Here is a 14,108-nt window from a genome sequence, read left to right as displayed (position 1 = left end):
CCGGGTGCGGCGTGGCCGTCAGTGGGCGTGCGAGACGGCGGAGCCGATCGTGTGCACGCGCAGCGCGTTGGTGGAGCCGGGGGTGCCGGGAGGCGAGCCGGCCACGATGACGACCTTGTCGCCCTTCTCCAGGCGGCCGAGCGACAGCAGCGACGCCTCCACCTGGCGGACCATGTCGTCGGTGTGGTGGACGAACGGCACCTGGAACGTCTCCACGCCCCACGTCAGCGACAGCTGGCCGCGGACGTGCGGCGCCGAGGTGAACGCGAGCAGCGGGATCGGCGAGCGGTAGCGGGCCAGGCGGCGGGCGGTCTCGCCGGACATCGTGAACGCCACCAGCGCCTTGGCCCCGACGATGGCGCCGACCTCGGCGGCGGCGCGGGCGATGGCGCCACCGGTGGTCTCGGGCATGCGCTCCAGGGTGTGGGTGGCGTGCAGGGAGTGCTTCTCGGCCGTGCTGGCGATGCGGTCCATCGTGGAGACGGCCTCGATCGGGTAGGTGCCGACGGACGTCTCGCCCGACAGCATGACCGCGTCGGCGCCGTCCATGACCGCGTACGCCACGTCGGACGCCTCGGCGCGGGTGGGCCGGGGGGCGTTCATCATGGAGTCGAGCATCTGGGTGGCGACGATGACGGGCCTGGCCTTCTCGCGGCACAGCTCGATGATGCGCCTCTGGACGATCGGCACCTGCTCCAGCGGCAGCTCGACGCCGAGGTCGCCGCGGGCCACCATGATGCCGTCGAACGCCTCGACGATCTCCGGCAGGCGCTCGACGGCCTGCGGCTTCTCGATCTTGGCCAGCAGCGGGAGGCGGACGGCCTCCTGCTCCATGATGTTGCGCACGACGTCGGCGTCGGACGGACGGCGCACGAACGACAGGGCGATCATGTCGAAGCCGGTGCGCAGCGCCCAGCGCAGGTCGGCTTCGTCCTTGTCGGTGAGCGCGGGGGCGCTGACGTTGACGCCGGGCAGGTTGAGCCCCTTGTTGTTGGAGATCATGCCGCCGATGACGACCCGCGTGATCACGCGCTCGCCGTCGACGCGGGTGGCCTCCAGCACGAGGCGGCCGTCGTCGACGAGGATCGTGTCGCCGGGGCGCACGTCGTTGGGCAGGCCCTTGTAGGTGGTGGAGACCTGCTCGCGGTCGCCGGGGACGTCCTCGGTGGTGATCGTGAAGACGTCGCCGAAGCCGAGCCGGACCGGGCCCTCCTCGAACGTGCCCACGCGGATCTTGGGGCCCTGCAGGTCGGCGAGCACGCCCACCCCGCGGCCGAGGTCGGCCGCCACCTCCCTGACCCGGTCGTACACCTCTTTGTGCATGTCGTGGTTGCCATGGCTGAGGTTGAACCGGGCGACGTCCATGCCGGCGGCGATCAGCTCGCGCAGGCGGTCCTTGGACGATGTGGCGGGGCCTAGGGTGCAGACGATTTTCGCGCGACGAGTCACGAGTCCTACCTTAATTGGTACAGACCACTTGGCAGTCAATGACGGCCGAGAACGTACCCGACGGAGAAGAACAGCACGACAACGGCGGCTGCCGGACACACCACGTCCGCGTGGTGCTCAGGGTAGACGACACCCGCGGCGGAACGCGAGGCGCGCGCCGCGTCACGGCCGCACGGTCGCCGCGTTCCAGGCGTTGACGACGCCGTGGCCGTAGAAGCCGTTCTTCGACGTGCCGCCCTCGCACAGGTGGGTCTGGCCCTCGCCGTACACGTCGTAGGAGAACCTGCGCGGCTTGGGGCAGGACGTCGGGGTGGCGGTGCGGTAGAGCAGCCGCTCGACGTCGGCCGGGTTCATGGTGACGCCGTCCTTCGAGGGCCGGCCGAAGCGGCTGACGATGAGGGCCGCGACGCCGGTGGCGTGCGGGGCCGCCATCGAGGTGCCGTCGAGGTACTGGTAGTAGGAGCAGGACCCCTTCTCGCAGTCGCGCACGACGTCCGCGCCCTTGGGGGCGCCGTCCTTGCCGATGCGTCCGGTGGCGCGCAGCACCCGCTCTGGGGCGGCGGCCAGGATCGACCGCGTGACGTCGCTGCCCCTGCCGTCGGCGGCGTCACCGCCCGGCGCGGCGAGGTCGGTCTGCTCGACGCCGTAGTCGCTGTAGATCGCCTTGCGCCCGGACGGCCCGACGGCCGACACCGAGATGACGCCCTTGGACTCGGCCGGGACGTTCAGGCAGGAGTTGTTTACCTTGCGGACCTTCTCGTCGCCGCGCGGGTAGCCGGGGCTGCTGCTGTCCACCTTGGGCCTGCCGAGGTCGCTGGAGCCGTTGCCGATCGCGGAGATGAGCGTCACGCCCCTGCCGCGCGCGTAGTCGAGCGCCCGCTGCATGCCGACGACGATGGCGCGCTGCTCCAGCTGCTGCTTCTTGCTGTCGGACGGGTTGTCGCGGCAGTTGAACAGCCACGGGTCGACGTAGTAGCTCATGTTGACGACGTCCACGCCGATGTCCGCCGCGTACGTGAGGGCGTCCAGGCTGGGCTTGAGGAAGAAGAACCCGGAGTCCTGCCCCGCCCGGATGCTGACGATCTGGACGTTCGGGGCGACGCCCGCGATCCCGACGCCGTTGACGGGCGAGGCGATCGTGCTGGCGACGTGGGTGCCGTGGCCGTCGTCGTCCTCGTCCACGGGGTCCTTGCAGCCGCGGGCCTCGCACGGGCCGTCGAGGGTCCCGCCGCGGTCGTCCTTCGGCCTGTCGGTGACGAAGTTGCGGCTGAGCGCGCGGTTGAAGTTGGGCGCGACGTCGGGGTGGGTGCCGTCCACGCCGGTGTCGATGACGCCGACGAGCACCTTCCTGCTGCCGGGGGCCTTGGCGTGGGCGCGGTCGGCGCCGATCATCTTCATGTCCCACTGGCGGCCGGCGAGCGGCTCGCCCTTCGCGCGGGCGGGCGACGTGCCGTCGGGGAAGGCCCTGGCCGGCCCTGCGGGGGCGGCCGCCGCGGCGGTGCGGGAGGAGGCGTAGCCGATGGCCCGGTCCGGGGAGACGCCGACGACGGACGGGTCGCCGCCCACGGAGGTGACGAAGGCGTCGTCGCCCGCCGTGGCGAGGAGGTAGCCGAGCCTGGGGTCGCCGCCGGCGGCGGAGCCGCCCGCCTGCTCCACTGCGGCGCGTGCCTGGTCGAGGCGGCCGTCGGCGTAGAAGACGAGGTACTCGTGCCGCGGCCCGCCGGCCTGGCGTCCCGCGGACTGGTGCGCCTTCGTCCCGGGTCCCGCGGCGGCGGGGCTGCAGGCCGTCAGCGCCGCGGCCGTGGCCAGCGCCGTCAAGCAGGAGGCGACCCGCCGCATTCTTCCCCCATCCGCCGACAGTCGCAGAATCTGCATCTTCCCGACACTAATCCACGGATACCACTGCATTGTGAAATTTCGGGTGACGGGCGGGCGAAGCGCGCCCAGGACGGCGGCGAAGAGCGCCCACCCGCGAGGGGTGGGCGCTCTTGCGTACGCGACGTCAGACCAGCGGCCGCGCGGTCGGCGGGATCGGGTACGGCAGTGCCGTGTCGCCCGACAGGTACCGGTCCACGCCGGAGGCGGCGGCCCGCCCCTCGGCGATCGCCCAGACGATGAGCGACTGGCCGCGGCCCATGTCACCGGCCACGAACACGCCGTCCACCTTGGACATGTACGTCTTGTCCCTGGCGACGTTCCCGCGGGCGTCGTAGAAGCCGTCACCCGCGATCTCGGCGAGGTCCCGCAGCAGCGGGCCCTTCTCCGGGCCGAGGAAGCCCATGGCGAGCGTCACCAGCTCCGCCGGGATCTCCCGCTCGGTGCCCGGGATCGGCTTGAACCCGCCCTGCGGGCCCTCCACCTCGACCAGGCGCAGCGCCTTGACGTTGCCGTCGGCGTCGCCGACGAACTCGGTGGTCGAGACGGCGTAGACGCGCTGCCCGCCCTTGTCGGCCAGCTCCTCATGGGCGCTCTCCATCTTGAACAGGATGGGGAACGTCGGCCACGGCTGGCCGGCCGGCCTGGACGCGGGCGGCTGCGGCATGATCTCCAGCTGCGTCACCGACGCGGCGCCCTGCCTGATCGCCGTGCCGATGCAGTCGGCGCCGGTGTCGCCGCCGCCGATCACCACGACGTGCTTGCCCTCGGCCGTGACGGGCGGGACGGCGTAGTCGCCCTCCTGGACCTTGTTGGCCGGCGGCAGGTACTCCATCGCCTGGTGCACGCCCTTGAGCTCGCGCCCGGCCACCGGCAGGTCGCGCCACTGGGTGGCGCCGCCCGCCAGCACCACCGCGTCGAACTCCTCGCGGAGCTGCGCGGCGGTGACGTCCACGCCGGCGTTCACGCCGGTGCGGAACTCGGTGCCCTCGGCCCGCATCTGCTCCAGGCGCCGGTCGACGACGCGCTTCTCCATCTTGAACTCGGGGATGCCGTAGCGCAGCAGGCCCCCGATCCTGTCGGCACGCTCGAAGACCACCACGTCGTGCCCGGCCCTGGTGAGCTGCTGGGCGGCGGCCAGGCCCGCGGGCCCGGAGCCGACGACCGCCACCTTCCTGCCGGTCCTGACCGCCGGAGGCCGCGGGGTCACCCAGCCCTCGGCGAACGCCCTGTCGATGATCTCGACCTCGACCCGCTTGATCGTGACCGGGTCGGAGTTGACGCCGAGCACGCACGCCGCCTCGCACGGAGCCGGGCAGAGCCTGCCGGTGAACTCCGGGAAGTTGTTCGTGGCGTGCAGCCGCTCGATCGCCTCGCGCCAGTCGTCGCGGTGGACGAGGTCGTTCCACTCGGGGATGAGGTTCCCGAGCGGGCAGCCGTTGTGGCAGAACGGGATGCCGCAGTCCATGCAGCGTGACGCCTGCGCCGCCAGCTTCTCGCGCGGGAAGTCCTGGTAGACCTCGCGCCAGTCGGCGATGCGGACGTCCACGGGACGGCGCGCGGGCAGCTCCCGCCTGTGTGTGAGGAAACCCTTGGGGTCAGCCATCGGTGTGCGCCTCCCTTAGCCCTGAACCGCGGCCGCCATGACGGCCTCGTCGATGTCCCTGCCTTCGATGCGGGCGGCCTCGGCGGCCTCCAGCACCCTCTTGTAGTCGGTCGGCATGATCTTGCCGAACCTGGCGAGCGCGGCGTCCCAGTCGGCCAGCAGCTCCTTGGCGACCGGCGAGCCGGTCTCCGCGAAGTGCTTCTCGACGGTCTCCTTCAGGAACTCCGCGTCCGCGGCGCCCAGCGCCTCGATCGCCACCATCTCGCGGTTGACCCGTTCCGGCCTGGGGTCGAGCAGGTACGCGACGCCGCCGGACATGCCGGCCGCGAAGTTGCGCCCCGTCGGGCCGAGCACCACGACCCGGCCGCCCGTCATGTACTCGCAGCCGTGGTCGCCGACGCCCTCGACCACCGCCGTGGCGCCGGAGTTGCGGACGCAGAACCGCTCGCCCACCACGCCGCGGACGAACACCTCGCCGGAGGTCGCGCCGTACAGGGCGACGTTGCCGGCGATGATGTGGCCGTCGAGCGGCGCCTCCTCGTGCGGCCTGAGCGTGATGCGGCCGCCCGACAGGCCCTTGCCGAGGTAGTCGTTGGCGTCGCCGGTCAGCCGCAGCGTGATGCCGCGCGGCACGAACGCGCCGAACGAGTTGCCCGCCGAGCCGGTGAAGCTCACGTCGACGGTGTTGTCGGGCAGGCCGTCGCCGCCGTACCGCTTGGTGACCTGGTGGCCGAGCATGGTGCCGACGGTGCGGTTCACGTTGCGGATGGGCAGCTCCAGCGTGACCGGGGTGCCGTGGTCGAGCGCGCCCTCCGCGAGCTGGATGAGCGTGTTGTCGAGGGCGTGCTCAAGCCCGTGGTCCTGCGGGACGACCCGGCGCAGCGGGGTGCCCTCGGGCAGCTCCGGCTTGTGCAGGATCGGCGACAGGTCGAGCCCGCTCGCCTTCCAGTGCTGCTCGGCGGCCGAGGTGTCGAGCAGCTCGACGTGCCCGATCGCCTCGTCGAGCGAGCGGAAGCCCAGCTCGGCGAGGTACTCGCGGATCTCCTCGGCGATGAACTCGAAGAAGTTCACCACGAACTCGGGCTTGCCGCTGAACCGCCTGCGCAGCTCGGGGTTCTGCGTGGCCACGCCCACCGGGCAGGTGTCGAGGTGGCAGACCCGCATCATGACGCAGCCGCTGACCACCAGCGGGGCGGTGGCGAAGCCGAACTCCTCGGCGCCGAGCAGCGCCGCGATGACGACGTCGCGGCCGGTCTTGAGCTGGCCGTCCACCTGCACCGTGATCCGGTCGCGCAGGTTGTTGAGCAGCAAAGTCTGCTGGGTCTCGGCCAGGCCGAGCTCCCAGGGCGCGCCCGCGTGCTTGAGACTGGTCAGCGGGGAGGCGCCGGTGCCGCCGTCGTGCCCGGAGATGAGCACCACGTCGGCGTGCGCCTTGGACACGCCCGCCGCGACCGTGCCGACCCCCACCTCGGCGACGAGCTTGACGTGCACGCGCGCCTCGGGGTTGGAGTTCTTCAGGTCGTGGATGAGCTGGGCGAGGTCCTCGATCGAGTAGATGTCGTGGTGCGGCGGCGGCGAGATCAGGCCGACACCCGGCGTGGAGTGCCTGGTCTTGGCGATCCACGGGTAGACCTTGTGGCCGGGCAGCTGGCCGCCCTCGCCGGGCTTGGCGCCCTGGGCCATCTTGATCTGCAGGTCGTCGGCGTTGACGAGGTACTCGCTGGTGACGCCGAACCGGCCGGAGGCGACCTGCTTGATCGCGCTGCGCCGCTCGGGGTCGTACAGGCGCTCGGGGTCCTCGCCGCCCTCGCCGGTGTTGGACTTGCCGCCGAGCCGGTTCATCGCGATGGCGAGCGTCTCGTGCGCCTCCATCGAGATCGAGCCGTACGACATCGCGCCGGTGGAGAACCGCTTGACGATCTCCGAGACCGGCTCGACCTCCTCGATCGGGATCGGGTTCCCCTTGCGCAGCTTGAACAGGCCGCGCAGGGTCATCAGCCGCTCCGCCTGGGAGTCGACGAGGTTCGTGTACTCCTTGAAGATCTCGTAGCGGCGGGTCCTGGTGGCGTGCTGCAGCTTGAAGACGGTCTCGGGGTTGAACAGGTGCGGCTCGCCCTCGCGCCGCCACTGGTACTCGCCGCCGACCTGGAGCCTGCGGTGCGGGTTCTCCACGCGCGGGTAGGCGTGGCGGTGCCGCTGCGCGGTCTCCTCGGCCAGCACGTCGAAGCCGACGCCGCCGAGGCGGGAGGTGGTGCCGGCGAAGCAGGCGTCGATGACCTCGCGGCCGAGCCCGAGCGCCTCGAAGATCTGCGCGCCGGTGTACGACGCCACCGTGGACACGCCCATCTTGGACATGATCTTGATGACGCCCTTGCCGTACGCCTTGATGAGGTTGCGCACGGCCTTGTGCTTGCCGACGGCCAGGACGCCGCTGTCGACCAGGTCCTCGACGGTCTCGATCGCGAGGTAGGGGTTGACCGCGCCGGCGCCGTAGCCGATGAGCAGCGCCATGTGGTGGCACTCGCGGGCCTCGCCGGTCTCGATCACCAGACCGATCTTGGTGCGGGTCTTCTCCTGGATCAGGTGGTGGTGCACCGCGCCGGTCAGCAGCAGCGACGGGATCGGCGCCAGCGTCTCGGACGAGCCGCGGTCCGACAGCACGAGGATGCGCGCGCCGTCCGCGATCGCCTCGGACGCCTCGGCCCTGATCTCCTCCAGGCGGCGCAGCAGCGCCTCGCCGCCGCCCGCGACCTCGTACAGGCCGCTGATGACGTGCGGGTGGAAGCCGGGCAGGTCGCCCTCGTCGTTGATGTGGATGATCTTGGCGAGCTCGTCGTTGTCGATCACCGGGTACGGCAGCACGAGCTGGCGGCACGACGACGGGCCCGGGTCGAGCAGGTTGCCCTCGGGGCCGAGGACGCTGGCCAGCGAGGTGACGAGCTCCTCGCGGATGGCGTCCAGCGGCGGGTTGGTGACCTGCGCGAACAGCTGGCTGAAGTAGTCGAACAGCAGCCTGGGCTTCTCGCTCAGCACCGCGACGGGGGTGTCGGTGCCCATCGAGCCGATCGGCTCGGCGCCGCTCCGCGCCATCGGCGCGAGGATGATCCGCAGCTCTTCCTCGGTGTAGCCGAACGTCTGCTGCCGCCTGACCAGCGCCTGGTGGGTGGGGATCTCGCGCTGGCGCGCGGGCAGCTCCTCGAAGCGGACGAGCCCGGCGTGCAGCCACTCCTCGTACGGCAGGGCTGCGGCCAGCTCGGCCTTGATCTCGTCGTCCTCGATGATGGTGCCGCGGGCGGTGTCGATGAGGAACATCCGGCCGGGCTGCAGGCGGCCCTTGCGGACGACCTCCTCGGGGCGGAAGTCGAGCACGCCGGCCTCGGAGGCCAGCACGACCAGGCCGTCGGCGGTGACCCAGAAGCGTCCCGGACGCAGGCCGTTGCGGTCGAGCACGGCGCCGGCCAGGGTGCCGTCGGTGAAGGTGATCGACGCGGGGCCGTCCCACGCCTCCATCATCGAGGAGTGGAACTCGTAGAAGGCGCGCCGCGCGGGGTCCATTTCGGCGTGGTTCTCCCACGCCTCGGGGATCATCATGAGCACGGCGTGCGGCAGGCTCCTGCCGCCCATGTGCAGCAGCTCCAGGGCCTCGTCGAAGCTCGCGGTGTCGCTGCCGCTCGGGTCACAGATGGGGAAAAGTCGTGAAATTTCGCCCGGAATGTGGGCGGACTCCAGCATCGCCTCGCGCGCCCGCATCCAGTTGCGGTTGCCCTTGACGGTGTTGATCTCGCCGTTGTGCGCGACGTACCGGTACGGGTGCGCCAGCGGCCAGCTCGGGAAGGTGTTGGTGGAGAACCGCGAGTGCACCAGCGCGATCGCCGTGTCGTAACGCTCGTCGCTCAGGTCGGGGAAGAAGGGCTCCACCTGCTCGGGGGTGAGCATGCCCTTGTAGACGACCGTGCGCGACGACAGCGAGGGGAAGTACACGCCGCTCTCGTGCTCGGCCCGCTTGCGCAGGCAGAACGCGAGCCGGTCGAGGTCGAGCCCCGACTCGCCGTCCGGGCCCGCCACGAACAGCTGCGCGAAGTGCGGCATGACCGCGCGGGCGCTCGGACCGGGCAGCTCCCTGTCCACGGGCGGCTCGCGCCAGCCCAGCACGGTCAGGCCCTCCTCGGCGGCGATCTCCTCGATCCTCGCGACCGCCTCGCTGCGGGCGTCCTCGCCGACCGGCAGGAAGGCGAGGCCGGTGGCGTACGAACCGGCGGCCGGAAGCGCGAACGGCACGACCGCCCGGTAGAACCCGTCGGGGACCTGCGTCAGGATCCCGGCGCCGTCACCCGTGTCGGGCTCGCTCCCCTTGGCCCCCCGGTGATCGAGGTTGCACAGCGCCGTCAGCGCCTTGACCACGATCCCGTGATCGCGGCGCCCGTGGACGTCGGCGACCATCGCGACACCGCAGGCGTCGTGCTCGTTGGCGGGGTGGTAGAGGCCCTGGGGCTCGGGAAACCCGAGGTGGGCAGCAGGCATTGAATCCCTCCCGTCGTCATCGTCTGTCGGAACTGCTGTACAGGCGGGGACGACGTTGGCCCTGCTGCGTGTGTGTAGCAGATTACCGCACGCTGTCGGAATGGTGCCCGGCACGTCCACATTGCGAACATTCGAGCTGATTCTGCTGCTCGCACAACCCCGGAACGGACGGGAGAATTCCCAGGCCCGATAGGGTTTGCCCATGGAGCGTGACGGGGTGGAGCGGCTGCTGGGCGAGGCGGGCATCGACAGCCGGAGGCTGAGACACGCGCTGACGCTCCTGTGCGACGGCCAGTGGTGGGACCTCCCCGGCCTCGTCAGGGAGACCGCCACGTCCCGGCGCACGGTCGAGTCGCTGCTGCGGGAGCTGCCGCTCGAACGCTCCGGCGAGCGGTTCCGCGTGCCGCCCGCGCACACCCCCGACTACCAGCACCTCCTCGCCATGGCGCCGCCGCCCGACGACCCCGTCGCGCACCTCCTCCCCCACTACCCGCACGTCCTGGAACGCCTGGAGGCGCTCGTCGCGGGCGCGCCGCGCGCCAGGCACGTCCTCGACCACGTCGCCGCCACGCCCGACACCGTGCTCAGGAGGGCGCTGCTGCTCGGCGCCAGGTTCTGGCTGCCCGGCGCCCGGCTGCTGTGCGTGGGCGACCACGACCTCACGTCGCTCGCCGTCAAGCTCGTCCACCCCGAGACCGACGTCACCGTCGTCGACGTCGACGAGCGCATCCTCGCCTACATCGACGGACAGGGGCTCGGCGTCCGCACCCGCTGGGCCGACCTGCGGCTCGGCCTGCCCGCCTCCGCCAGGGACCACGACCTGGCCGTCACCGACCCGCCGTACACGCCGGAGGGCGTGGGCCTGTTCGTGGCCCGCGCCGTCGAGGGGCTGAAGGACGACGGCCGGGTGCTGCTCGCGTACGGCGCGAGCGAGCGCACGCCCATGCTGGCGTTCAAGGTGCAACAGGCGCTGTCAGAGCTCAACCTGGCCTACGAGGCCATGTACCCCGACTTCAACCGCTACCTGGGGGCCGAGGCCATCGGCTCGGCCGCCGACCTGTACGTCCTGCGCCCCACGTCCAAGACCCGCCCGGCCGTGACGTCCCGGCTCGGCCGCCAGGCCACCGCGATCTACACCCAGGGCCCCCAGGCGGTCGAGTCGGCGAAGCCCGCAGGCCCCGCCCAGGCCGGCGACGTCTCCGGCCTCGTGGCCGACCTGGCGCCCGACCTGCTGGTGGGCGACTGGCCCAAGGAGCTGCCGCAGCCGCGCGCCAGGCTCTCCACCTGGCTGGCCAAGCCGTACGCGGCGGCGGCCGACCGGGTCGCCGTCGCCCTGCCGGCCGGCATGGAGTCCGCCCTCCCCCGGGTGCTGCTGGCCGCCCGCGCCTCGCGGGTGCGCGTCCTGGCCGCCGACGCGCCGCCGCCGCCCGCCGTGCTGTCGCACGTCTACGCCCTGGACGTCCGCGACGGCGTCCTGGACGCCACCCGCCTGCCCCAGCCGGACGGCGGCCCCGAGCAGGTGCTGCGCAGGATCCTCGACGCCGCCCACGGCAAGCTGGCCAACACCTGGCGCGAGGCGCTCATCGCGCTCGCCCGCTCCCAGGACGCCGCGCTGACCAAGAACGAGGCCCGCGCGCTGATCCGCGAGGCCGCCCCCTGGTCCGACGACCTCACCCCGGTGGAGGCGCCGCTACACCTCCTCGCCGCCCTCCCGGCCGCGGTGACCGCCACCGTCTCCGCCCTCACCGCCACCACCGCCTGAGCGGCCCAGGCTCCCCGTACCGGGCACGAACACGTCACCCGGGCGGAGAGAGGGCGTCGCCCGAGGTGCGGGCCCCCACGGGGCGTACAGGCCCGGGACCGGCCCACCAGGGAACTCGGACCGGACCGATGCGGGCGCGCAATCCCCCACCTGACCAGCGGCGACGGCTCGCGACCGGCGCCGGCCGCTCCCGCCGCGGACGGGCCGGGAAGGTCAGGAAGGAAGGCCGGTCAGCCCGCGACGACACCAGGAAGGGTGCCGGTCAGCGCCACGACAAGGTCAGGAAGGGGGGCCGGTCAGCGCCACGACGCGGCGGTAGACGGCCTTCTCCGCGCCGCGCAGCGCCAGCGTGAGCGTCACGAAGTCGTCGCCGGCCGCCGGCTCCGCGCCGTCGGCCCTGCCGACCCAGACCAGGCCGACGTAGTGGCCGAGCGCGTACCCGCCGCCCTCGGAGTAGCCCTCCACGGGGAAGCCGCCCTTGGGGCTGGCCAGCGGGCGGGTCCAGCCGCCGCGGTACAGCGTCTTCAGCGACTCCACCAGCGCCGAGGCCGACGCGGAGTCCTTGAGGTTGAGCAGGGTGTACTGCCCGACGTAGCGGCCGTCGGAGCTGACGTACAGCCCGCGCGTGGCCTGGTTGCACTCGGCGTCGCCCACCTGCTCCAGCAGCAGTTCGCCCCAGAGCGCGGCCGAGCAGTCGCCGTCGAGCTGCTTGGCGGCGAGCTTGAGCTTGAGCCTCTTCGACACCGGCAGCTCGGTCTGCCCGAACACCTCCTTGGCCGTGAGCGGCTTGGCGTCCTTCTCCCTGTCGGCGACCGGCGCGAACAGCTTGGACGAGCCCCACCCGTGGTAGGAGCCGGGCAGCGCCGCCTCCGGCCCGATCACCGACGACCCGACCCGCCGCTCCGGCGCGTACGTGCCCAGCGAGTTGACGACGGCGACGAGGCCCAGCGCCCCGGCCAGGATGCCGACGACGGTGCCGATGATCACGATGAGGCGCTGCCGCTCCGGCTGCAGCCCCATCTCGGTGAGCAGCGGGAGCTGCCAGTCGGAGCGCTGGGTGCGGCGCCGCTTGCGCGGCGCTGGACGTGCCTCGGTCACAGCCCGCTCGATCCGATCAGGGCGCCCAGCCCGTACGTGACGGCGGCCGCGACCGCCCCGACCAGGAGCTGGCGCAGCCCGGAGTACCACCAGCTGCGTGCCGTGACCGTGGAGACGAGCACCCCCGCCCCGAACAGCGCCACGCACGACACGATGGCCGACACCAGCAGCCCGGTGGCCCCGAGCAGGTACGGCAGCAGCGGCAGCACCGCCCCGACGCTGAACGACGCGAACGACGACACCGCGGCGAGCAGCGGCGACGGCAGCGACTGCAGGTCGACGCCCAGCTCGCCCTGCGCGTGGATCTCCAGCGCCCGCTCGGGGTTGGCGGAGATCTGCCTGGCCACCTCGTCGGCCAGCTCGGGAGAGACCCCGCGCTCGACGAAGGTCTGGGCCAGCTCGGCCTGCTCGGCCTCGGGGTTGTGCTCGATCTCCCGCCGTTCGACGGCGATCTCGGCGAGCGCCAGCTCGCGCTGGCTGGCCACGGAGACGTACTCGCCGCCGGCCATGGAGAACGCGCCGGCGGCGAGCCCGGCGATGCCGCCGAGCGCGATGACCTTGGTGTCGGTGGTGCCGCCCGCCACACCGGCGATGAGCGCGAAGTTCGACACCAGGCCGTCCATCGCCCCGAACACCGAGGGCCGCAGCCAGCCCCCGGTGACGTCGCGGTGCTGGTGGTGGACCTCCGCGCGCCCGCTCATCGTGCCTTCTTCTCCTCGGGGACGGCTTCCGTCTCGCTGCCCGCCGCCACCTTCTCCTGCCCGGCGTCGGCTTCCCTGTCGGCTTCCGTGTCGGCCACCGTGTCGGCCACCGTTTCGGCCTCCGCGTCGGGCTTCACCTCGGGATCGCCGCCGGTCTCCGCGTCGGCGGCCGGGGCGCCGGGAACGGCGTCGCGCTCGTCGGGGCCGGTGGCGGGCGTCGCGCCCGGCGACTCGCCGTCGTCCTGGCCCGCGGCGTGCGCCGGGTCGGGCGACTCCCCAGCCGGGACGACGACCTCCACGGCGTCCTTGTTCCTCGTCGCCCACAGGTAGACGAGCGCGCCCAGGAACACCACGATGGACGTCCACTGGTTGAGCCGCATGCCCAGGAACGTCACCGCGTGGTCGACGCCGCCGACCGGGTCGATGCGCAGCCCCTCGATCCAGAACCGGCCCAGCGTGTACCCGGCGACGTAGACGGCGAACAGCCGCCCGTGCCTGAGCGTGAACCTCCTGCCCACGAAGAGCAGCAGGAAGCCGAGCGCGAGGTCCCACAGCGACTCGTACAGGAACGTCGGGTGGTAGAGGACGCCGGGCTCGCCGCCGTGGTCGATGTCGATCTCCAGGCCCCACGGCAGGGTGGTGGGCCCGCCGTACAGCTCCTGGTTGAACCAGTTGCCCCAGCGGCCGATGGCCTGCGCGAACGCGATGCCGGGCGCGACCGTGTCGGCGACCGCCGTCATGGACAGGCCGCGTTTGCGGCACGCCCACCAGACGCCGACGCCGCCGAGCGCGATCGCGCCCCAGATGCCGAGGCCGCCCTCCCAGATGAACAGCGCCTGGTAGGGCTGCTTGACCGCGCGGCTGCCGAAGTACATCTGCCAGTCGGTGATGACGTGGTAGAGGCGGCCGCCGATCAGTCCGAAGATGACGGCGGGGACGGCGATGTCAACAATCGTCCCCTTCTGGCCGCCGCGAGCGCGCCAGCGGCGCTCGCTCAGCCAGACGGCGACGACGACGCCGAGCACGATGCACAGTGCATACGCCCGGATCGGGATGATTCCGAGATACCAGACCCCCTGGGAAGGGCTGGGAATCG

8 protein-coding genes are annotated in these 14,108 nt (G+C 72.1%); 1 reads left to right on the top strand and 7 read right to left on the bottom strand.

What is annotated here, in order from left to right; all coding sequences use genetic code 11:
- Positions 1–18: 18 nt before the first annotated feature.
- The 4 genes from pyk to gltB all read right to left on the bottom strand — a co-directional run bounded on the left by pyk (position 19) and on the right by gltB (position 9,451).
- Positions 19–1,449, bottom strand: a complete 1,431-nt coding sequence (pyk, locus tag BMX74_RS10920) for a pyruvate kinase (RefSeq protein ID WP_055503029.1) — start codon at positions 1,447–1,449, stop codon at positions 19–21.
- Between the two features lie 162 nt (positions 1,450–1,611).
- Positions 1,612–3,324, bottom strand: a complete 1,713-nt coding sequence (locus BMX74_RS10915) for a S8 family peptidase (protein WP_256256871.1) — start codon at positions 3,322–3,324, stop codon at positions 1,612–1,614.
- 127 nt (positions 3,325–3,451) lie between these two features.
- Positions 3,452–4,930, bottom strand: a complete 1,479-nt coding sequence (locus BMX74_RS10910) for a glutamate synthase subunit beta (protein WP_091099960.1) — start codon at positions 4,928–4,930, stop codon at positions 3,452–3,454.
- Between the two features lie 15 nt (positions 4,931–4,945).
- Positions 4,946–9,451: a glutamate synthase large subunit gene (gene gltB, locus BMX74_RS10905; protein WP_091099958.1), complete on the bottom strand. Its 4,506-nt coding sequence runs from the start codon at positions 9,449–9,451 to the stop codon at positions 4,946–4,948.
- 202 nt (positions 9,452–9,653) lie between these two features.
- Between gltB and BMX74_RS10900 the strand changes: the two genes are divergently transcribed.
- A complete protein-coding gene (locus BMX74_RS10900) occupies positions 9,654–11,213 on the top strand; it encodes a bis-aminopropyl spermidine synthase family protein (protein ID WP_256256870.1) in 1,560 nt (519 codons plus the stop codon).
- 279 nt (positions 11,214–11,492) lie between these two features.
- Here the strand turns inward: BMX74_RS10900 and BMX74_RS10895 are convergent, their stop codons facing one another.
- From BMX74_RS10895 to lgt, 3 genes are read right to left on the bottom strand one after another with little or no spacing between them, the layout of a single operon-like run.
- A complete protein-coding gene (locus BMX74_RS10895; protein ID WP_055503032.1) occupies positions 11,493–12,311 on the bottom strand; it encodes a hypothetical protein in 819 nt (272 codons plus the stop codon).
- A complete protein-coding gene (locus BMX74_RS10890; protein WP_055503033.1) occupies positions 12,308–13,012 on the bottom strand; it encodes a VIT1/CCC1 transporter family protein in 705 nt (234 codons plus the stop codon). Before BMX74_RS10890 ends, BMX74_RS10895 begins: the two co-directional genes overlap by 4 nt.
- Positions 13,009–14,037 carry a prolipoprotein diacylglyceryl transferase gene (gene lgt, locus BMX74_RS10885; RefSeq protein WP_420538123.1) on the bottom strand — a complete coding sequence of 343 codons (1,029 nt, stop codon included), beginning with the start codon at positions 14,035–14,037 and terminating at the stop codon, positions 13,009–13,011. The genes BMX74_RS10890 and lgt overlap by 4 nt, the downstream gene beginning before the upstream one ends.
- Positions 14,038–14,108 lie beyond the last annotated feature (71 nt).

This window comes from Nonomuraea pusilla (assembly GCF_900109355.1).
Classification (GTDB): Bacteria; Actinomycetota; Actinomycetes; order Streptosporangiales; family Streptosporangiaceae; genus Nonomuraea; species Nonomuraea pusilla.
Note: the sequence above shows the minus strand (reverse complement) of the source record. Positions and strands in the feature narration are given on the sequence as shown.

What these genes read in the sequence shown, in the direction of transcription:
- BMX74_RS10915 (WP_256256871.1), bottom strand. Translation starts at nt 3,324, where the DNA reads ATGCAGATTCTGCGACTGTCGGCGGATGGGGGAAGAATGCGGCGGGTC.
- BMX74_RS10910 (WP_091099960.1), bottom strand. Translation starts at nt 4,930, where the DNA reads ATGGCTGACCCCAAGGGTTTCCTCACACACAGGCGGGAGCTGCCCGCG.
- gltB (WP_091099958.1), bottom strand. Translation starts at nt 9,451, where the DNA reads ATGCCTGCTGCCCACCTCGGGTTTCCCGAGCCCCAGGGCCTCTACCAC.
- BMX74_RS10900 (WP_256256870.1), top strand. Translation starts at nt 9,654, where the DNA reads ATGGAGCGTGACGGGGTGGAGCGGCTGCTGGGCGAGGCGGGCATCGAC.
- BMX74_RS10890 (WP_055503033.1), bottom strand. Translation starts at nt 13,012, where the DNA reads ATGAGCGGGCGCGCGGAGGTCCACCACCAGCACCGCGACGTCACCGGG.